Genomic DNA, 17948 nt, shown 5'->3' on the forward strand with positions numbered 1-17948 from the left:
TCACCGAGCGCATTTGCGAATAAACAGACAATGAGGATCGCTCGATCAAAACATGTGGAAAATAGCACGCCATAAGGGTGGGCTTCATCATCCGCCGGGCGCTCGATGATAGACGGTTGTCCACATAAAACACCTGAAGCTCTGCATTCTGAGTAATGAAAAACTGAAAGACTTCATCTAGTGTAGCTTGAGAAAAACAACGTCACACGACTTCTTGGAAGGCACGACCAACATGAAGAACAAACCCTTTTCAAAATTCGCAGCGGGCCTTCTGGCGCTTGCAGCCGGCATGACAGGTCTGAGCGCGACCTCGGCGATGGCAGGGGAGGGTGGCAACATGGGGGCCTACTCCAATGTCACTGCCTGTGAAGCCTACACAGTGAAATCCGGCGACACTTTGGGTTCGATCGCAAAGCGCGCCCACGGCACCAGCGGTGCTGCTGCAGCCATTTTCGATCTGAACCGCGATGTGATGTCGAGCCCCGACAGGATTGTACCAGGAATGATCCTCGACCTACCCTGCGGGCTGATCACCAAAGATCTCGCTGACAAACCTGTGGCCATCGCAGGATGGAAAGCCCTCCCGGGTGAATTCCTCGTGCCTGTGCTGGTGCGCTGGGGTGAAAAGGCTGGGTATGACGTGATCGTCAACCACAACTCTGATTGGCGCTTTGGCGTGGGTTATTCTCACGACGGCGCATTCCGTGGCGCGGTTGATGAGGTCATCGCGGGCTTCTCCACTGCGGCTGTCCCCCCGGTGGTCGTGTTTTACACCAACAACGTTATGACAATCGGAGTCCACTGATGAAAACCTTTAAGAAAACATTGTTCCTCGGCCTGGCGTCCTCGCTCGCCCTGGCCGCCTGCGCCGACAGGGAGGTTGGCTTCGAGAGTGGCACCAATGATGCGATTACAGCTCAGACCGAAGCGCTGGGCGCGAAAGGCGAAGTGATGCGCCGCGGCGGCGCCGTTGACGCGGGCCGTTCTTTCCTTGGGCGGAACTTGGATGGCACCCCCAACCAGTATGCCGAAGATCACGGCGTGCCTTTCCCCGCCGCTTTCGAGCGCGCCGACGCGCTTGAGATCGTCACACCCGAACCTGCAAGCGTAAAGCAGATTGAACTTCTGCTGCAGGAGCTGACAGGTCTGAACGTCGTCATCCGGACCCGCTACCAGTCCGGCGATGAGCAACTGGATATTCCGATCAACAGCAAGGTCCGCATCAATCACAAAGGCCCGCTCTCCGAGCTCGTGCGCACCATCGCCTCGCGCTATGATCTGGTTTGGTCCTTCGATGGTGAGACCATCACCTTCGACCGTATGGCGACGCGAACCTATGATCTGCCACTGCCGTCGTCGAAAGGCGCTCTCTCGACCTCCCTTGGTGGCGTAAACGTCGCGGGCAACTCCGTGTCTTCCACAAAGAATGTCTCCATGGATCCCTGGGAAGAGCTGAAAGCAGCTCTTGAAGCCGTTCTGGATGACTCAGCCACAGTCACGACATCAGCTAACAGTGGTCAGGTTACCGTCTTCGCCTCGGCCTCGGGTCAGGCGGAAGCCGCAAAGGTCATCAAGGGCTTTGACGACCTCTTCTCCAAGCGTATCGGTCTTGAGATTGCGACCTTCTATGTCGACACCTCCAAGAGCGCGGAGCTGAATGCTGATCTTGGCGTTTCGGTTAATTCGGGTCGCCTGTCGGCAGATCTGGGTCAGAGCCTGGCCTCCGCGATGCAGGGCGGTATCGGCGTGATTTCTGGTTCGGATGTTTCGGCATCCTTCAATCTGCGCAATCTGTCGGGCAACCAGGCCGTGGCAGATTACCAGATGTCGAACACCGTGGCGCAGAATGGGGTTGTTGCACCGGTCGTGCTGACCAACTCGAAAGCCTACGTCTCAAAGATCTCACTGGAATCCGAAGATTCAGCGCCCTCGATCGAAACCGACGACATCAACTCGGGTATCGCCATCTACGCGCTGCCGCGTCTGATGAAGAACGGCAAGATCCACCTGTCTGTCTGGGTCACCCAATCCGAGCTGAACTCGCTGGAAACCTTCGACACTGGGCAGGGCTTCGTGCAGCTGCCTGATGCAGATCAGCGCGCGGTCGAATATACCCTGACCATGTCGCCGGGCGAGACACTCGTCATGGGTGGTTATGAGCAGGAACGCGCCTCGTCCAGCAGCAAAAAGGGTGTCGGCATCCTGGGCTCCATGGGCGTGCGTGACAGTCGCGATGGCGATACGACCCGGACCCGCATGGTTTTGATGGTGCGTCCGTCCATCATCGGGAACTGATACCGGTAAGCCCCCCTTGCCAGTGTCAGGAGCAAAGGCGGCCCTTCCCCGGGGTCGCCTTTGTGATTTTTATCACTGCGAGAAAAGTGGCGAAACCATGGATCTTTTGTGACCTTAACCGCGAAAAACGAAACAATGCGGCATAGCTGCTTGGAAAGATGCCAAGGAGACGACAATGTTTGAAAGCAACGGACGCATTCACATCCATTTTTCAGTGCCATTTTACGCAGGGGATCAGCTGATCAGGTCTCTTCGAGAGATTGCGCCGAATTTGCGAAAAACGAATATCTCGATCCCTGATCCCAAGGTCTATCGCGAGATTTTCTCAAGGAAGGTCCGTGGCGCCGAAGGCGGGGCTTTCATGCCGCTCGAGGTCGATCGCATGTCAGAGGCTCTCGATGAGCAAGCTGAACTGCTGATCCTCTCCTTCAATGATTTCCTTGCCTCACCTTCCGATGTCTTCTCTGGCGGTGTGATCTATGGTGAAGCGCAAAGGCGTATTGCCTATCTGCGTGAGCTCTTTCCCAATCGGGAAATGTCGCTCTTCTTCAGTGCGGCAAACCCCGGTGCAGTCATGGCGGCAATGCTCAACTCAGGTGCCTTGGATGCCGCGCGCGCCGAAGAGCTTTCCAAGAGGCGTCCCCTTTGGTCTGAGCTCGTAGAGCGACTGGAGGAGCACCATCCCGACCTTCCGGTCGTCTTGTGGTCCAATGAGGACACACCCGTTACTTGGCCTGCAGTGCTGCGTGAGGTCCTGGATAAACCCGATGGCACCGCGGTTCCTGGGGGATTGCATATGGCGGGGGCAGTCCTCGATGGCCGCGCGCGCGAGGCGCTTGGGGTCAGGATCAGGAAGATCCTTCCCAGATCAGAGTACGCCATGATGTGCCTCCTGTCCGACTACCTTATCGAGAATGTCGATTATGGTAGAACGGAGTTTGAAGTGGATCATTCCGGATGGACCCAAGCGGTCATCGACGACTTCAATCTGATCTATGAGCAGGATCTGGATTCATGCCTCGATTTCGATCATGCCCATGTGATCACCCTGGAGACCATGCTGGAAGACCGTGAGGAGCAGCAGGTAGCGTAAAAGGATTGACCGGCAGTCGCCGGTCAGTTCGTATCACGCAAGCCTACTTGGACAGATCAATGACCTCATTTCCTTCTAAGGCAATCATCGTGGCCGTTACGTTGATTGACCCAGATTTGTTCGTAACCATAGGCAAAAGCTTGTCATACATCTCGCCTCCCAGGAACTGGTTGTCCTTAAAGACATAGAAGATGTTCGCAGATGATGTCTGACCAGGTTTGATCTGTTCGTCGATATCCCCCTCATGGGATGCAATCTCCTCCCCAAAGGCATTCAAAAACACGGCTTTGAACTTCAATCCTGCGATCCGCTTTTCGCCAACATTCTTGAAAACGGGCATAAAGCGCACGGACTTTTGTTTGTATTCGCTCACGTGGTGGGTAAAGAAGCTCTCTTTGAACTCCACATAAGCATCGCCCCTCGGGGCTTCAGCTTCCACAAATGCGTAGGTCCCATCTTCTTTCAGTTCTACAGATCGGCCGTCCTGAAGCTGCACGACCTCGGCCAAGGCCGGAAGCGCTAAAGCAGACAATGCGATGGCAAGGGAGTGGGTAAATTTCATAACGTCTCCGAGAAAATAACTGATCAAGATGCCATGAACTCGATATCAACCGAGGCGGGAAATCAATCATGCGAAACGAAAAAGGCCCCCGAAGGGGCCTTCATGTCACACGCGGGTAGCTGAGATCTTAACATCTTCCACCCACTGAAGAGAGGTGGATTTCCGACGCATGCAATGGGACATTGAGCCCCTTGCCTGCGCAGGGAGTTGACGCTTCTACGGGCGCTATTGCGATCCCCTCCACGTCCAGCAACGGTGTGTTCCACCGCCGTTTTCCCGCCGCCTCGCCCCGGAGGGCGCGGTCGCGGATCACCTTTGCCGCATTGGTATCGGCATTGTCCGCCGCGCCGCAGGCGATGCAGACGAAGACCGCTTGGCTCTTGCGGTTTTCCTTGTCTACATGCCCGCAAGCGGCGCATTCCTGGCTCGAGTATGCGGCAGGAACCTTGACCAGCACGCCGCCGGTCTCCTCCAGCTTGTACCCAAGCATCGTCTCGAACTGGTGCCAACCTACGTTCAGGATGGCCCGGTTGAGGCCGCGCTTCTGTGCCACATTCCGACCTGGCTCTGCCAGTGTGCCACGGGCGCTTGCGACCATGTTCTTTGTTCGAAGATCCTCAATCGCAATCAAGCCATAGTCCCGCACCAAGGAGCGGGAGGTAACATGTGCCAAATGCTTGCGCGCTTTGGCGTTGCTCGACTTCAGTCGCGCGACCCGGGCCCGGGCTTTCGCGTAACGTCGCGAACCCCGTCGCTTGCGCGACATTTTGCGCTGCGCACGGCGCAGAGCTGTCTCGCGCGCTGCCATGGTCGCTGGCAGCGATACCTGAGTGCCGTCCGACATCGCAAAGGGCATTGCGACACCGCGGTCGACACCGACAGCACCCGTAGGGATATCGTCTTCGGGAATGTCCCAGCGATGCGAGATCGAGACCTCCCAGCCGCCACCGGCGCCGCGGCGCAGGGTGGCGTTGCGGATATCGACTGCGCCCCTTTCACCGCGGCGCAAGGGCCGGGTGTCGCGGTAACGGATCCATCCGATCTTGGGGATCCTGACCTCGGACCATTTTGCATTGAGCTGCCGCACCGAGATCTCGCGGCCCGCCTGTCGAAAGGCGTCGTTTACACCTTTTCGCCGCGGCATCGGGTAAGAAGCGCGGCCTTCGAAGAAATTCGCAAAAGCGCGATCGAGATCCATCAACGCCTGGTTCTGTGCGGTCTGGCTGACGGCACCGACCCAGTCATAGGCAGCGCGCAGTTCGCTGAGCTCGCGCGAAGACCCCTTGGCGCCAAAGCTGCGGCGGGCGCCGCCTGCATATCGCTTGCCGCTCCAGATCCGCCGCTGCTCGAGGGCGAGATTGTAAACGAGACGCACCACACCGGCCGTCTGCGCCAGGAGTATTTTCTGCTCTGGCGTCGGGCGCAGGGTATAGACATGGGCTCTGATCACTTCCATATATCAAAGGTAAGGTTTGGTCTGAGGAAGCGCAAGATGGAATATCGTACGGGAAGACATGTAGTTACATCACTGCATGTGCATTTGGTCTTTGTAACAAAGTACCGCCACGGAATGCTCGACGATGATGCATTGGCGCGCTTGTGCGGCACCTTCACTTCCGTCGCCGAAGGTTTCGGCGCGGTGTTGGTGGAATGCGATGGCGAGAAAGACCATGTCCACCTTCTGGTGGAATACCCCCCGACCGTGGCGCTGTCGCGCCTCATCAACTCCATGAAAGGGGTCGGGTCCCGGATCCTTTTGAGGGATCGGCCTGACCTGAAGGCCCATGCCGCCAAGGGTTTGTGGTCCCCGTCCTATTTCGCAGCCAGCTGCGGGGGCGCTCCGATCGAGATCGTGCGGAATTATGTGGCCAATCAAAGATCAGCCCCATGACAAATCGCCCCTATCCCTCCCCGCCGTGAACAGACGGGGCTTCCCGGGGGATTGGGTGAGATCAGACGCAGGCGCCATCCTGGTAGGGTTTCATCATGATCTCGATGCGGTCGTTGTACTGATTGCGACGCTCGGTGATCGGGGCGGCCACATGATCATCAGCAGACTTGCCAATCACGCCGATGCGGCATTCGTCGATCCCGCGCGACATCAGAACCGACTTCACCGCCACGGCGCGGCGCTCGGAAAGGATCTGATCTGCGTAGTCGGATTTGGAGCCCTGGACGTGGCCAGCGATGGCGATGCGGGTATGCGGGAATTCGATCATCGAGGCGGCAACACGCGCCACGGCATCGATGCCACTGTCGCTGAGGTTCGCAGTACGGGCATCAAAGGCGCCAGCGCCGGGGATGGTGACCAGGAGGCTGTCCTGCATGTCCAGGATGTAGGAGCGCTCTTCGCCCAAATGGCTACGCAGATAGGCGATGTTGCCGGTCACTTCCGATCGCAGATCGCGCACGCGTTTGCGACCATGGGCTTCAGCCATCATTTGCGATCCTGTGGGCTCTGCCACATAGGGGTGATTTGCCGGTTCGGGGAAGACCGTACGGGCCGTCAGGTCGGCGTTGTCGCATGCCGCAAGAACGGCCGGCGCCACGGCCATCAGAAGAAGGGTGCGCATATTCAGTTTCATCGGGGTCCTCGCGTTGCGAATTTCTTTGTCATATTAGGTTTACGGCTTGGCGCGCAGCTTCTCAAAACAAAAGGCCGGACTATCCACAGTTTTGTTATTGTTCGGGGCGGGGCTCTGGTCGCAGACCGCTGCGCGGCGCCTGCCGGCTCGGACCATCCATATCAGCCGCCCGACGCACCCGTGCCAAGCGCCGCGGAGCAGTGCCATTCTGGTAGACATGACCCGAGACATTAAACCCTGCCTGTGTGGGGGTGGCGTCAGCCACTTTAAGCACATCTCGTACTGAGCGCGCGCGCAGGATGGCTTCCATGACTTCAGGAGAGGTGCGTGCTGAATTGATCCCGGTCTCGACATAGCGCGACTTACCGCGGTTCTTGCCGGAAAGGAGGGGCAGGGCGGCCCAGGTATGCGCCAGACAGTCGCCCACTTCGCGCACATCCAGCGTGCGGTCATAGAAGCCGCAGCGGGCCATCTCCAAACGTGCCAGATGGTCTTGCATGCGTTTGTCGAAGAGCTGATTGGTATCCATGTCATGCAGCTTCACGAGATAATCGAGCGTTTTGTAGATGAACTGATACCGGCCCATGGCAGAAGACTTGGCGCCCTTTTGGCGCAGCATCATCTGGAACTCCAAGACCTCTTGGATCGTCATCTGGGAAACCGGCCGTACGGGGCGCAGGTTGGTGAAGCCGGTGATGTCATTGTACCCCTGAGGGCCCTCAAGATAGCCCAAGAGTTCCAGGAAAGGACGATCAAGGTATCTGTAGGTCACGCCAGGCTGAGCATCGGCCTGAGCGGGAAGCGCGGTGAAAAGCACCGCTGCCGACAGAAGAGCAGAAATATATTTACGCATCGGGTCATCTATGGATTGTGGCAGTTCCCGGAAGTCTACTGGACCGAAGAGCTTCTCACAAACAGTTGTCCACGACTTTTCGCAGGACGGCGCCAGCCTCAGTAATCGAATTCATTCGCGGGTTCATAAAGCGCCTGATATGCATCCGCGAGGATCTCGCTCACCGAGTCACCCAGGAATTCGAAGAACCCCGGTTTGTCCAATGTGCGCGCGCGGGCATCCGGCTCAATGAAGCGGATCATTTCACGCCGGAACGTCTCTGAGGTCGCGATGGTGCGAACCTCGTCGCGCATCTCGGCGAGGGACGTCTCGAAATCCTCGGATTGGTAATCCCGGATCTTGTCTGCGATCAGACTGGGGTCCATAACCGCCTTGCTGCGCTTGAGAAACTGGAGGTCCCAGATATCGCGGTATCGGATGTAATGCCGACATGCAGAAAGGGATACGACCTTGTCCGCCATGATCTCATGTTTGGTCTCGCTCGGCACCAGCAGATCCTGGTAGCTCGCAGGCAAGAAGGAATAGTTGCGGTTCAGCGCGCGTAGGGTGTTGGTGCGGGCAGGCACATTCGCCACCTCGAGCTTTATCTTCTGCCGCGGGAGATCCGCCCGGCCTGCATTGGTGGTGACCGAGACCTGCCAGCGGTCGGTTTTCAAACCCCAGTAGGTTTTCTCTTCGCTCATCTGCTTTGGGTTTTTGACGTCAACTTCGAGGCCATAGCGCGCACCGATGTGGTCCATGACACATTCCCGTATTTTCATCAGCCGCTCTTGGCTGAAGTCAAAGCCCCCGACAAAATCAAGGTCCTCAGAGAACCGAGGTGACTCGTAGCACAGGCGCAGACAGGTACCGCCCTGGAAGGTCAAATCCCCAAGGAGGTTCTCCCGATCCAGTGCGAAGAGGATGTCATAGTGCAAGATCTCTTTTTCGATGACGGGGCGCAGGCCCTCTGCGCCCGGGGTGATCGCGAGATCAACGAGCTTAGCAAAATTCTGCATCGGTATCCTCCAGTGATTTCGCACGCCTGATTTCCTCTTCGACCTCATCCATCTGAACCAGGTGCAGATTGCGACCGGTCCGCTTGAGATCGATGAGGGCACGCTCGCATGTGGCGATCGGCAGGGGGCGCCCGTTGTCGATCAGATCCATGGCAAAGTCCGCGGGGTCCCGTATGGTATGGGTGAACTCGATCGTGCCGTAAGGGGTTTTGAATTCACCGCGCCGGCCGGTGGTCATAAAGGTGATGTGACCGGTTGGGACCTGAGAGATTGCGCCGTATTCTGAGAGCGCACTCTCCAGCGAGAGATAGGTATAGGTGCCGCGGCGCAGTGCTCGAGCGACTTCATAAACCAGATGCGTCCGTGGATGGACTGAATTGGCGTAGACGTAGGTGCCCTTCGCCGGCCGCTCGATCTCACCTGCTACCAAAAGACGCTTCACACCCTCAGCGATTGCTCGGTCATTGTCTTCAGGGAAGAATTTGCGCAGGTCGTCGGCAGTGAACACGCGACGCTTGGCCTGGTCCATCTCTTTAAAAATGCTTAGGGCTTCTTTCATCCGCATGATCTGCGTTCTCCGACAGGTTTGGTCCTGCCAAGATACTCAAGTCATACGAAAAGCAGAAAAGGCGATCGCAAAGCGCGTCCGCCTTTCAGATCATGCTTCTGGTGGTCTGCCCTGAGATGTATCGTGCATGCCGTTGAATTCAGCCAGACAGACGATCCTGTCGCCCACCCGGGCTTCACCCTGGAATGTCCAGATGCGGGCACCAGGACCGCCCCGCAGCGTCTGCATGTGCAGCTCGAGACGGTCGCCGCCATAGACAGGATGCTTGAGCCTGACTTTGTCGATCGTCATCAAGGCCACACGGCCGGCAGGACCACCGGCGCCAAGCGCGCGCATGCCAAGTCCTGCGACAAGGCCGGCGGTTTGACCCATGGCTTCAATAATCAAGACGCCCGGGAAGACCGGATCTTCCGGGAAGTGACCCGCCAGAATTGGATCATCCTTCGAAACATTCTTGATCCCCACGCCAGACTTATAGCTATCGATGTTGATCACCTCATCGATCATCAGGAAGGGCGAGCGATGGGGGATGGTCTCTTTGATCAATGCTAAGTCCGCATGGGTCGGCATTTCTTGCATCAAAATAGGTCCTCATTTCCGATGAAAGCGGAGATATCCGTTTGCTCAAGATTAGCGATGGCCGCTTTAAACTTGCGCGGCCCGACGCTGTAGGGCGTGCCCACAACAGGAGCGACCGTCCGCGCTACGGCGGCAATGCAGGCTTCGCGCTCCGCCGCAGCGATATTTTTCGCAACGACATGCTGCTTCTCCAAGAGAGCTTTGCGGGTTTCAGGCATGAAGTCACGGATCTCACGTTCAAGGGCCGCTGCCAAAGCCGCATTGGACACCATGAAGTTTTCGACATCCTCCGCGTCCATCTCGGTGAACACGCCTTCGATAGGCCCCTGTCCCCTGATTTGTCGCTTGGCTGCTGCCACGGCAGCAAGAGCCTTCGCCCGCGCCACCTTCAGAGCGCTGACTCCCGCGGCCGCGACAACTGTCATCGGGCGGGCTTCTGACTTCAACGCCGGGTGATCAGGGTAATTGAGCGCGGCCCATTCAACGGCACCGCGGGAGACGGCCACTTCGACAGCGTCTTCCAGATCGGCCGTCAAACCTTCGATCTTGTCCATCAGATCTTCGATCAAGAGCTGATCTGCGGTTTTCTCTTCCACGGAAGCTTCGGCGAGGGAGGCATCTTGCATTCAGGTTGTCCTTATCGTCTGAGGCATTCTTTTACATGAAGTATGAGATATCCCAAATATTACAATAAAGATTTTCGCATCACAGGAAGGGATCGTCGTGCTCCGGAGAGGACTCCTCGGGCTCATCGATGGCTTCGCGCAGGATGATGGCAAGGTCCTCAGGCGAGGGCAGCCCTTCCAGACGCACCACATCCGGTGCCGTGCGGCGCATCAGGCGGACTGAGAAGTCCTCAAGCGTTTTGGCCAGAAGCATGGCCTCAGGGCGTGCCGAGTCCCCGAGAATGGTTCGTGAAGCGATGACGCCTTTCTCCCTGTAAAAGCGCATATTCTCCTGGTCCAGGCCCTTGCCGCTTTCAAACTTCTCGTCGTGGGCGCGCTGCAGCATGATGGTCGGCACGCTGTTCTTAAGCACATGAGTTTCACCGCGGTTGCCGACGGGCTTCGTGGGATCCGTATGAAGATCCATGACGCTCAGCTCGATCTGAACATTGGCCGCTTCTTTGTGGGCCCGGTTGTAGAGTTTAACCTCAACAGCAACGGCCGGCTCCCAGTCCGTGGCGTAGTAACGCTGTGCGGCCTTCTCTACATCCTCCATGACCTCTTTACGCAGCTCGGCGAGATCCGTGCCCTCCCAGCGAAGACCCTTCAGACAATTGTGGTCTCCCTTGGCACTGAAGTGGATGCCCTCACTGTTGGAGTGCATGGAGACTGTGATGTCATCATGGCCATCGGGCAGGTTTACCCGCCAGCTGTCGATCTTCTTGCCGTCACTGGTGCGTGTATGGGAGGGCTTCAGTTCAGAAATGCGACCGTTAGACATATGAGCGTTCCATTTGCTTGCAGGCATCATGCAACGTTTTTCGGGTGTTGAGGATGCCGCGACAAATCTGCGTATGAATGTAGAGCAGCGTTGCGGGAAGCTGCGCGGCGCCCTGTTTGAAACGATCATGCAGCCCTTCGAGATAGGACGAGCAGCCCATGGCAAAGATCTCGGGCGCCACGCCATTCAGATCCCGCGCTTCCTTGCGCAGCAGGTCCGTGTTTTCGAGACTGACTTTCGGATCGATGAAATCGGCCAGATCCAGAAGGACCATCTCTGGATGTTCCGTCAGGCGATGATCAATCGTGGAGGCGATATACCTCTTGGCCTCGAGGAAGTCCGGATCATCCTCTCCGTCGGGCAGATGAGCGGCGAGCCAGTCGATCGAGCGCAACTCACGGTCCTGCCGGCAGTCGAAGATGACGTCATGCGTCAGGATCGCGAGATCGAGTGCGCGAGAGTAGGGAAGTTGGAAAGTTACAGCAGCATGCCAATAGAGGCGCTGCACATGTGCGGCGTTATGGTAGTGCCGGCGCGCGTTCGCGGCCTGATGCGTCATCGCCGCAATGAAGATCTCTGTGCCCTGCAGTCGAGACCAGGGCACTTCGGCCAGAGGGGAGCTCATCTTCATGTCAGTCCTTCTTTCAGGCGTGCGGTTCGTTTTCGCACTCGTCCGGCATCACCGTTTCTTCGAGCGCAGGGTTAAACGCCACTTCATGGGCAACTGTGATCCTGTACTGATCACCCGAAAACTCCAACAGGGCGACCTGGTCCATGCCGGCTGCACCTGCATCGACACAGATGCGCTTATGCGTGTCGACGCGGTCCAGATATTGATCCGCGATGGCAGGATCAATGCGTTTGCCAAAATTGTGAGGTGTATGACCATGTACAACGACCAGCTTGCCTGCCTCGTCCCAGCCACCCTCATGATAGAGGAACTCATCGCGGATCCAGGCCCAGTGGTCCCGCATCTTGGATGGCATGTCCCGGCCCTGATCAAGGAAGGCCTGCATATCAACATGCGGGCTAATGCCGCCGTGAACGAATAGCAGGTCACCCATCCGAAGATAGTCTGGTGCATCATCGATCACTTGCATGAAATCTTCGAGCGCCTCACCAAGCATCTTTGCGATATCGTCGATGCGTTTATGTTCGCCTTGGGGGTCGACTTCATTGATGACTGCCATGCCGCCGTTCTGAGCCCAAAGGTTCATGCCCCAGTGAGGCTGCAGTACGGCCTCCAAGAGCATCAACTCATGATTGCCCGGGAGGAAGGTGACCTTGTCGACGCCTGCAAGTTCGGCTGCCGTGCGGACGGCCTCGATCGCATCGAGGTTTTCGGGCCCGCGGTCGATGATGTCTCCGGTAAAGACCAGATGCGACGGCATGCCATTGCGCGGCGTGTCTTTGATTTTCGCCAAGGCGCGGCGCAAAGCTTTCGCCTGACCATGTACGTCACCAATCGCGAAGACCTGCTCCTGCAGGGGCGCGCCCGGCAGCTTTTTCCATTCACTCATATCGAGGTCCTTTACAAAATATAGGCAGGAGCAGGGGCGTGCTCGGCATCGAAGATACTGCGGATCTCGTTCCAGCCAGTCACGCGGCGGAACTTCTCGTCATCGGTCTTTGTCGCATTGTGCTCATATTCGATCAGCAGGGTGTCATGGCCGGTAGCGGCTCCCAGATGCGCATTGACGATATTATCCTCGATGAACCAGGAGGACGGCATATCCTCAAGATAAGGCTTCTTGGACTCAACCAGTCCGACATATTGGATTTTCTCAAAACCACCGAAAACACGCTCAAGGTTGGAGGCGCGGCCCGTTTTGATTTTCGCTTCCGTACCGGCCGCAGTGAGAACGGAATCTTCATACCCACGCTCGCGCATGGCCTTCACAAAATCTACGGCACCTGGGAGGGGATCAAGGTTGGCAAAATATTCGCCTTCACCACTGTTGAAGCGTTGGATACGGTCAATAACGAAGGCTTGATCATCAACACCCATCCACTCCTTCAAGTCATATGAAAGAGGAACCGGACCGTTTGTCTTGATGCCGTCGATCTCCCATAGGGCTTTCCTCAATCCCCCAATGATGTCGAGCAGCACGCCATCGCAGTCATAGATAATCGGTTTTCTCATCGGTTCTTCCTGTATTCTAGCAGCTCACCCGGAAGGCTATGCCAAGTTTGTGAAAAGCATAGTCCGAATCACTTTGTTTTTTCTCAAACAACGCGTTTACCCACTATTCGCATGCTCAGACGTTTGCATTTACAACAAAATATCATGCGCAACCTTCACTACACGTTGCGAAAATAACACGAACATCCTTCTTTGCGTTTAAAAAAAGGTACCGGGTACCGAAAAGAGTACCACCCATAGTTGATATGCGAAAATTTATAATACTTAGATGTTTACCATGCGGCAGTTTAGGGCCAGCACTTAGTTACTCGTACCTTTTGGAGACCATTATGTATTCCGCCAACGCTCAAAAAGTTAAGCCGATCTCCCTTGATGCTCACCGTATTTCGCGTGATCTTATGGACCCTGCGAAAAGCACATTGAGCTACGAAGTCCGGAGCATTACGCCTGATTGTGCCGCTCTTATCTTGAGCGCAAATCCAAGCAATGAAGAGGTCGATCGGCAGGCTGTGAAGACCTATACCGATGCGATGACGGCTCGGGCGTGGATTTATAACGCTCAGCCCATTCTGTTCGACACCGAGGGTAAGCTCCTCGATGGCCGCAAGCGCCTGATGGCTTCTGTGATCTCCGGTGAGAGCTTTCGCACCCTGATTGTGAACGGGATCCAGCGTGACACCGTCCACACCATCGATCAGCACCGTCGCCGCTCCTATGCCGGTGTTCTCGAAGCGCGTGGCATTAAGCATGCCGGCTCCCTCATCCGCACGATGGCGAAACTGATCCGCATTGAGCGCGGTACGTTTGGCAAGCCGGATAGCCCGGCCAGCTGGGCGCGTTATGACCAGGTGCTCGAGCTGAACCCGGGCATCATGGACGCCGTCGAGATGTCTGAAATGACCCGTGGCTGCCCGCTGCATTCCACAGCGCGTCCAGTCGTCGCGTTCATGGCCCTGCAGTCGGGTAAAGGACAGCTTGCGCTGGACCTTTTCAAGGCCATGATCGACCACGCACTCCTCGAAGCCGGGCACCCGGCGAAAGAGCTTGCGTTACAGTTGGCGCATGACCGTCAACAGGGCATGAAGCCCGTAGTGGACGAGATGATTGTCATGGGTATTCAGGCTTTGAACGACCTTGATTCCGGTACCACGCCGGACGCTCCATACGGTTGGACCCGGGACTATGGTGAATGTCGTCTTGATGACGATGGTGCTCCTTTGAGCCGCAAGGCATTTATGGAAGACACGCCGCCGAACCTGCGCATGCCTCTGTTCGTGGGTTACCCGGGCATTGATTTGGGAGCCGAGGTCATGGATGCCACATCCGTAATGATTGATGGGCTGCGCTCAAAGGGCAATGCCGTGCCGGTAAATGCGGATCTGCGTCTGGTCTATTTGACCCCGGATGTTGCCGCCCAGTGGCTGGAGCGTTTCAACACGTCGAACCGCAACATCCAGATGACCCATGTGAATTCCATCGCCCGCGATATTCGCTCCGGCAACTGGATGATGAACGCACAGCCGATCGCATTTGCGGGGGACCCCTTCTCGGGTGACGCCCAGCTGCTGAACGGTCAGCACCGTCTGGAGGCGGTCGTTAAGGCAGAGTCCGGTATCGAGGTCATGATCGCCACCGGAATTGCCCCGGAAGCCTTTGCGACCTTCGACATGCATGCACGTCATGCGCACCGCAAATATATCGCCAAAGGCGATGAGCGTGTTCTTGCGGCAGCTGCTAAGCTTCAGTGGCGTGTGGACAATAACTTGGCGCCTGCAGACCGCAGCGCGCCGTCCTCCACGGAGATTGAGATGACCATCCGCGCACATCCGGAGTTGATGGAAGCCTTCCCGATCTCGCGCAAAAAAGAGATGCAGGAAATCGGCTCCGCGGGGATCCTGACATTCTTCATCGCGCATATCCGGCGCCAGGACGATCAGCTTTCTGAAATCTTCTTGCAGCAGATGATGGACGGGGAGGGTCTTTCGCGTGGTAATCCGCTGATCAAGGTTCGCTCAAAACTGATCGGCAAGCGCGGTTCGCTGACACGCCGCCAGGTCCTTGGTCTGCTTCTCGATACATGGGACGAATACCGTGCCCATGTGGATGTGCATGGCATGGAAGCTGTCACGGGCTTCAAGGGTAAGAAGCTGCCTACCTTTGATGAGATGATGCAGGTTTCCTGAACCTCATCTCTACGCGCGCAGATGCGGTGCTTTGGAAGGGGGGGGTGCCCCCCCCGACCCACCTGAACTGAGATACCCCGTCTACTCCCCACTCCATCTCACTCGCAATAGGTTAGCGGATCGCTTAAACCATCGAGAAGGGGCGAAACATGACCAAGACATCTGATATCATCCAGAGGAGAGCCGCTGACCGCCGCAAGAAGGCGCTCGTCGCGTTGGGTTCGATCAAGTCGGAACTTGAAGCCCTTGGTCTGGAGTCAACTTTGTTCGGATCTCTGGCCAAGGGAGGTTTCATGAACCATTCCGACATTGATCTCATGGTGAGGTTGGGAGACAGCGGAATGTCCAGATCCGCCGTCGAGCGCATTGTAAATAGAGCATCACCTGATATTCCGGTCGACTTGTTTTTTGAGGAAGACCTCACAGAAGCGGATCTAAAGACTTTCGTTGGTAATTGAATATCCTTCGCTGCCTTCCCCCGTCGGCGCGGCTATCAGGAGCAACGCCGCCAGCATATCACCCAAAGACTTGCCACTAGCAGAGTGATCACCCCATTCCATCCCGCCATGGAGAGCCCGACGAAGGACCAGGCGACCTCGGTGCATTTCACGATGGGTGCCACGCTGTCGAGCGACAGGAGCGCAGCACCGCCCATGGCTGTCATATTCTCCGCGACACCAGAGCAGCCCTGTGGCCCCTCCCACCATTTAAGCTCCACGCCCGCATGGAAGAAAGCCACAGCCGCAGCACAGAAGCTCATCAACACTCCGAATGCTGCAGTGAGCCGCCGAGGTAGCGCGATATAGAGCCCAACGGCCGCAACAATCATCAAATGCCAATAGCGCTGCAGCATGCACAACGGACAGGGCGCCAATCCGCCCAGGTATTGGAAGCCTAAAGCGCCGAGAAGTAATGCGGTCGAGACTCCGCCGATTATGAGGGCGGCCCGACGACCTGTCAGTTCAGGGATTCCCATCAGAGGATCACGGCAATCGATACAGTGAAAAAGATAAGCATGGCGAAATATCCGATCAACATCAGGCCGAGCTCGCCCACGACGCCGTCACCTGCAACGCTGGCGAATACGATCATAAAGAGAAAGGATATCGCCAGACTGGCCAAGAATGCGCTGCGCAGACCGATCCCATCTGACATGCTTTCCGTGGCATAGCCAAAAAAGGCGAGACCTGCCTTAATCATCATAAGGCCGCCAATGAAAAGCACGCTCATCAAAGCGATGATGGCGGTCAGAACGATCTTGTCCTCGCGCGCCATTGCCTTCTTCTGGTCGTGGTATTGCGGGGGTTCTTCCCGCTCTACCGGTTTGAAATCATCGATCGCCATTATTTTCTCTTTCCAGCCTCAGCGCAGCAGCGCTTTCGTTGTCCTGCTTAGGGTTTAGGTGTTGGTCGATCGCGCGCCCGGAGGGCCTGCAAGTTCGGAAAGCCCGGAAGGCGTGGCCAGTTTGTCGTAGACACCCTGTGTTGGCGCGATCCAGACCGTGCCGGTCCCTTTAAAGGTCTGCAGAAGCCCTTCGCCGGAGACCGATGTGGCAACCCAGCTCTTGGAGGATTTCTCGACCGAGAAATCGACACCCTTGGTGCGCATCAACGCGAAGTTGCCGTCGACCGAGAGCTTGTCATTGTTCAACTCAAAGACCTGCACTTCGCTCATCGGGACCGGCGAGAAGAGCACCGCGATGCCGGTGCCGGAAATTTTGGTCTGGAAGAACCCTTCACCACCTGCCAGACCGGCGACGGTCCGGTTGATTGAGGCGCCGATCGTCAAATCACCCAATCCAGCATAAAACATGGTCTTATCGACGGTGATCTCATCGTCATCCAGATCGACCAGCAGAAAATGCCCGAAGGTCGGCTCGAGATAGATCACGCCGCGGCCGTGGATCTCATTGACGAAGAGGCTTTCACCGGTGAACGCCTTCCGCGCCAGGCCGCGCATCAGACCACCACCGGTGGAGGCTTTGATCTCCAGATCCCCGTGCATGTAGTAAAGCGCGCCGGGCTCGAAACGGACTTTGGATGATTTGGCGGGCAGTGTGATCCGCACCTTCTTCAGCCGCATCCCAGCCTGTGAGACGTAAAAGAGGCTTTCGGCCGACCGCGCGTCAGAGGATCCGGACAGGGCCGGGTATTGCAACACCTCAACCTTGCCGAAGGCGGTTTCCTGGCTGTCGATAATCTCGTCGCTCATAGCGGCACCTCACGTCTGTTTGAGGTCAACTATAAGGGATATTCCTGTATTTTTCGCAGATGGTGGCGAGGTTATCCACGGAAATCATAAAGAGCAAAGAGAGCACCATCAGCATCTCGACGCGAATCCGGTCTAATCCTGTATGTTCTGTCGACTTGTCTTGGGCAGAGGCAGGCAGCCGGGCAGGCCCGCCGGCAGCACCAGGCGGGCGCCAGCTTGATAAAGCCGTTTGCCCAAGCGGTCGCCGTCTGACTTCACCGCGACCCACCCTTTACCCATCCCAACAACAGCCATGTCTGCTGGCATGGATGAGATGAAACCCTCGGATGGGAAGAGGACTACCGCGCCCGGCGCCTCGTCGGTGAAATACATCACCGCAAGCTGCAGTACGAAGACAGCGGCGATCACGCCCGCAAAGCTCATGACCCAGGC

General features: G+C 56.9%; 22 protein-coding genes. 6 read left to right on the forward strand and 16 right to left on the reverse strand.

The annotated features are described in order from the left end of the window. Nucleotides 1-232 precede the first annotated feature (232 nt). The 3 genes from ACGYLO_RS18110 to ACGYLO_RS18120 all read left to right on the forward strand — a co-directional run bounded on the left by ACGYLO_RS18110 (nt 233) and on the right by ACGYLO_RS18120 (nt 3388). Nucleotides 233-805 (forward strand): LysM peptidoglycan-binding domain-containing protein, encoded by a 573-nt coding sequence (locus tag ACGYLO_RS18110; RefSeq protein ID WP_394377054.1) that lies wholly within the window; start codon nt 233-235, stop codon nt 803-805. Then, a complete protein-coding gene (locus ACGYLO_RS18115) occupies nt 805-2295 on the forward strand; it encodes a hypothetical protein (protein ID WP_394377055.1) in 1491 nt (496 codons plus the stop codon). Before ACGYLO_RS18110 ends, ACGYLO_RS18115 begins: the two co-directional genes overlap by 1 nt. 175 nt (nt 2296-2470) lie before the next feature. Then, nucleotides 2471-3388 carry a hypothetical protein gene (locus ACGYLO_RS18120; RefSeq protein WP_394377056.1) on the forward strand — a complete coding sequence of 306 codons (918 nt, stop codon included), beginning with the start codon at nt 2471-2473 and terminating at the stop codon, nt 3386-3388. A gap of 43 nt (nt 3389-3431) precedes the next feature. On the opposite strand, the gene ACGYLO_RS18125 is transcribed toward ACGYLO_RS18120, so the two are convergent. Together ACGYLO_RS18125 and ACGYLO_RS18130 are read right to left on the reverse strand one after the other, a co-directional pair. Further along, nucleotides 3432-3950, reverse strand: coding sequence for a hypothetical protein (locus tag ACGYLO_RS18125; RefSeq protein WP_394377057.1), 519 nt, complete (start codon nt 3948-3950; stop codon nt 3432-3434). A 127-nt stretch (nt 3951-4077) separates the two neighbouring features. Further along, nucleotides 4078-5406: an RNA-guided endonuclease InsQ/TnpB family protein gene (locus tag ACGYLO_RS18130; protein ID WP_394377058.1), complete on the reverse strand. Its 1329-nt coding sequence runs from the start codon at nt 5404-5406 to the stop codon at nt 4078-4080. 36 nt (nt 5407-5442) lie between these two features. Here ACGYLO_RS18130 and tnpA point away from each other — a divergent pair, with 36 nt between their 5' ends. After that, nucleotides 5443-5841: an IS200/IS605 family transposase gene (gene tnpA, locus ACGYLO_RS18135; RefSeq protein ID WP_394377059.1), complete on the forward strand. Its 399-nt coding sequence runs from the start codon at nt 5443-5445 to the stop codon at nt 5839-5841. 61 nt (nt 5842-5902) lie between these two features. On the opposite strand, the gene ACGYLO_RS18140 is transcribed toward tnpA, so the two are convergent. The 10 genes from ACGYLO_RS18140 to ACGYLO_RS18185 form a co-directional block, all read right to left on the reverse strand. Then, nucleotides 5903-6523 (reverse strand): OmpA family protein, encoded by a 621-nt coding sequence (locus tag ACGYLO_RS18140; RefSeq protein ID WP_394377060.1) that lies wholly within the window; start codon nt 6521-6523, stop codon nt 5903-5905. A 106-nt stretch (nt 6524-6629) separates the two neighbouring features. Next, nucleotides 6630-7388: a hypothetical protein gene (locus ACGYLO_RS18145; RefSeq protein WP_394377061.1), complete on the reverse strand. Its 759-nt coding sequence runs from the start codon at nt 7386-7388 to the stop codon at nt 6630-6632. A gap of 98 nt (nt 7389-7486) precedes the next feature. After that, nucleotides 7487-8386, reverse strand: coding sequence for a nucleotidyl transferase AbiEii/AbiGii toxin family protein (locus tag ACGYLO_RS18150; protein WP_394377062.1), 900 nt, complete (start codon nt 8384-8386; stop codon nt 7487-7489). Continuing rightward, complete coding sequence (gene abiEi / locus ACGYLO_RS18155; RefSeq protein ID WP_394377063.1) at nt 8370-8951, reverse strand: type IV toxin-antitoxin system AbiEi family antitoxin; 582 nt, start codon at nt 8949-8951, stop codon at nt 8370-8372. Before abiEi ends, ACGYLO_RS18150 begins: the two co-directional genes overlap by 17 nt. 93 nt (nt 8952-9044) lie before the next feature. Then, nucleotides 9045-9533, reverse strand: coding sequence for a 3-hydroxyacyl-ACP dehydratase FabZ (gene fabZ, locus ACGYLO_RS18160; protein ID WP_394377064.1), 489 nt, complete (start codon nt 9531-9533; stop codon nt 9045-9047). Continuing rightward, nucleotides 9533-10159 carry a hypothetical protein gene (locus ACGYLO_RS18165; protein ID WP_394377065.1) on the reverse strand — a complete coding sequence of 209 codons (627 nt, stop codon included), beginning with the start codon at nt 10157-10159 and terminating at the stop codon, nt 9533-9535. The genes fabZ and ACGYLO_RS18165 overlap by 1 nt, the downstream gene beginning before the upstream one ends. 79 nt (nt 10160-10238) lie before the next feature. Further along, the gene (locus ACGYLO_RS18170) at nt 10239-10979 is read right to left on the reverse strand and encodes a hypothetical protein (protein WP_394377066.1); all 741 of its coding nucleotides are present in this window, start codon (nt 10977-10979) and stop codon (nt 10239-10241) included. Beyond that, nucleotides 10972-11610, reverse strand: coding sequence for a hypothetical protein (locus ACGYLO_RS18175; RefSeq protein ID WP_394377067.1), 639 nt, complete (start codon nt 11608-11610; stop codon nt 10972-10974). Before ACGYLO_RS18175 ends, ACGYLO_RS18170 begins: the two co-directional genes overlap by 8 nt. A 13-nt stretch (nt 11611-11623) precedes the next feature. Next, entirely contained in the window at nt 11624-12499 is an 876-nt protein-coding gene (locus ACGYLO_RS18180; RefSeq protein WP_394377068.1) for a metallophosphoesterase, read from the reverse strand. An 11-nt stretch (nt 12500-12510) separates the two neighbouring features. Next, a complete protein-coding gene (locus ACGYLO_RS18185; protein WP_394377069.1) occupies nt 12511-13122 on the reverse strand; it encodes a hypothetical protein in 612 nt (203 codons plus the stop codon). A gap of 329 nt (nt 13123-13451) precedes the next feature. Here ACGYLO_RS18185 and ACGYLO_RS18190 point away from each other — a divergent pair, with 329 nt between their 5' ends. Together ACGYLO_RS18190 and ACGYLO_RS18195 are read left to right on the forward strand one after the other, a co-directional pair. Next, nucleotides 13452-15305, forward strand: a complete 1854-nt coding sequence (locus ACGYLO_RS18190; protein WP_394377070.1) for a hypothetical protein — start codon at nt 13452-13454, stop codon at nt 15303-15305. 149 nt (nt 15306-15454) lie between these two features. Then, nucleotides 15455-15763 carry a nucleotidyltransferase domain-containing protein gene (locus ACGYLO_RS18195; protein WP_394377071.1) on the forward strand — a complete coding sequence of 103 codons (309 nt, stop codon included), beginning with the start codon at nt 15455-15457 and terminating at the stop codon, nt 15761-15763. Between the two features lie 35 nt (nt 15764-15798). On the opposite strand, the gene ACGYLO_RS18200 is transcribed toward ACGYLO_RS18195, so the two are convergent. The 4 genes from ACGYLO_RS18200 to ACGYLO_RS18215 form a co-directional block, all read right to left on the reverse strand. Further along, entirely contained in the window at nt 15799-16281 is a 483-nt protein-coding gene (locus ACGYLO_RS18200; protein ID WP_394377072.1) for a disulfide bond formation protein B, read from the reverse strand. Further along, nucleotides 16281-16649 carry a hypothetical protein gene (locus ACGYLO_RS18205; protein ID WP_394377073.1) on the reverse strand — a complete coding sequence of 123 codons (369 nt, stop codon included), beginning with the start codon at nt 16647-16649 and terminating at the stop codon, nt 16281-16283. Before ACGYLO_RS18205 ends, ACGYLO_RS18200 begins: the two co-directional genes overlap by 1 nt. A 54-nt stretch (nt 16650-16703) precedes the next feature. Further along, entirely contained in the window at nt 16704-17516 is an 813-nt protein-coding gene (locus tag ACGYLO_RS18210; RefSeq protein WP_394377074.1) for an AIM24 family protein, read from the reverse strand. A 132-nt stretch (nt 17517-17648) separates the two neighbouring features. Beyond that, nucleotides 17649-17939 (reverse strand): hypothetical protein, encoded by a 291-nt coding sequence (locus ACGYLO_RS18215; RefSeq protein WP_394377075.1) that lies wholly within the window; start codon nt 17937-17939, stop codon nt 17649-17651. Between the last annotated feature and the right edge of the window lie 9 nt (nt 17940-17948).

It is taken from the genome of Sulfitobacter sp. 1A13353 (assembly GCF_043557255.1).
GTDB lineage: Bacteria > Pseudomonadota > Alphaproteobacteria > Rhodobacterales > Rhodobacteraceae > Sulfitobacter > Sulfitobacter faviae.

Coding starts and splice junctions, on each gene's coding strand:
- ACGYLO_RS18115 (WP_394377055.1), top strand. CDS start 805: ATGAAAACCTTTAAGAAAACATTGTTCCTCGGCCTGGCGTCCTCGCTC.
- ACGYLO_RS18130 (WP_394377058.1), bottom strand. CDS start 5,406: ATGGAAGTGATCAGAGCCCATGTCTATACCCTGCGCCCGACGCCAGAG.
- ACGYLO_RS18185 (WP_394377069.1), bottom strand. CDS start 13,122: ATGAGAAAACCGATTATCTATGACTGCGATGGCGTGCTGCTCGACATC.
- ACGYLO_RS18205 (WP_394377073.1), bottom strand. CDS start 16,649: ATGGCGATCGATGATTTCAAACCGGTAGAGCGGGAAGAACCCCCGCAA.
- ACGYLO_RS18215 (WP_394377075.1), bottom strand. CDS start 17,939: ATGAGCTTTGCGGGCGTGATCGCCGCTGTCTTCGTACTGCAGCTTGCG.
- ACGYLO_RS18195 (WP_394377071.1), top strand. CDS start 15,455: ATGACCAAGACATCTGATATCATCCAGAGGAGAGCCGCTGACCGCCGC.
- ACGYLO_RS18165 (WP_394377065.1), bottom strand. CDS start 10,159: ATGCAAGATGCCTCCCTCGCCGAAGCTTCCGTGGAAGAGAAAACCGCA.
- ACGYLO_RS18210 (WP_394377074.1), bottom strand. CDS start 17,516: ATGAGCGACGAGATTATCGACAGCCAGGAAACCGCCTTCGGCAAGGTT.
- ACGYLO_RS18200 (WP_394377072.1), bottom strand. CDS start 16,281: ATGGGAATCCCTGAACTGACAGGTCGTCGGGCCGCCCTCATAATCGGC.
- ACGYLO_RS18170 (WP_394377066.1), bottom strand. CDS start 10,979: ATGTCTAACGGTCGCATTTCTGAACTGAAGCCCTCCCATACACGCACC.
- abiEi (WP_394377063.1), bottom strand. CDS start 8,951: ATGCGGATGAAAGAAGCCCTAAGCATTTTTAAAGAGATGGACCAGGCC.
- ACGYLO_RS18145 (WP_394377061.1), bottom strand. CDS start 7,388: ATGCGTAAATATATTTCTGCTCTTCTGTCGGCAGCGGTGCTTTTCACC.
- ACGYLO_RS18110 (WP_394377054.1), top strand. CDS start 233: ATGAAGAACAAACCCTTTTCAAAATTCGCAGCGGGCCTTCTGGCGCTT.
- ACGYLO_RS18175 (WP_394377067.1), bottom strand. CDS start 11,610: ATGAAGATGAGCTCCCCTCTGGCCGAAGTGCCCTGGTCTCGACTGCAG.
- ACGYLO_RS18190 (WP_394377070.1), top strand. CDS start 13,452: ATGTATTCCGCCAACGCTCAAAAAGTTAAGCCGATCTCCCTTGATGCT.
- ACGYLO_RS18140 (WP_394377060.1), bottom strand. CDS start 6,523: ATGCGCACCCTTCTTCTGATGGCCGTGGCGCCGGCCGTTCTTGCGGCA.
- ACGYLO_RS18180 (WP_394377068.1), bottom strand. CDS start 12,499: ATGAGTGAATGGAAAAAGCTGCCGGGCGCGCCCCTGCAGGAGCAGGTC.
- ACGYLO_RS18150 (WP_394377062.1), bottom strand. CDS start 8,386: ATGCAGAATTTTGCTAAGCTCGTTGATCTCGCGATCACCCCGGGCGCA.
- fabZ (WP_394377064.1), bottom strand. CDS start 9,533: ATGCAAGAAATGCCGACCCATGCGGACTTAGCATTGATCAAAGAGACC.
- tnpA (WP_394377059.1), top strand. CDS start 5,443: ATGGAATATCGTACGGGAAGACATGTAGTTACATCACTGCATGTGCAT.
- ACGYLO_RS18120 (WP_394377056.1), top strand. CDS start 2,471: ATGTTTGAAAGCAACGGACGCATTCACATCCATTTTTCAGTGCCATTT.
- ACGYLO_RS18125 (WP_394377057.1), bottom strand. CDS start 3,950: ATGAAATTTACCCACTCCCTTGCCATCGCATTGTCTGCTTTAGCGCTT.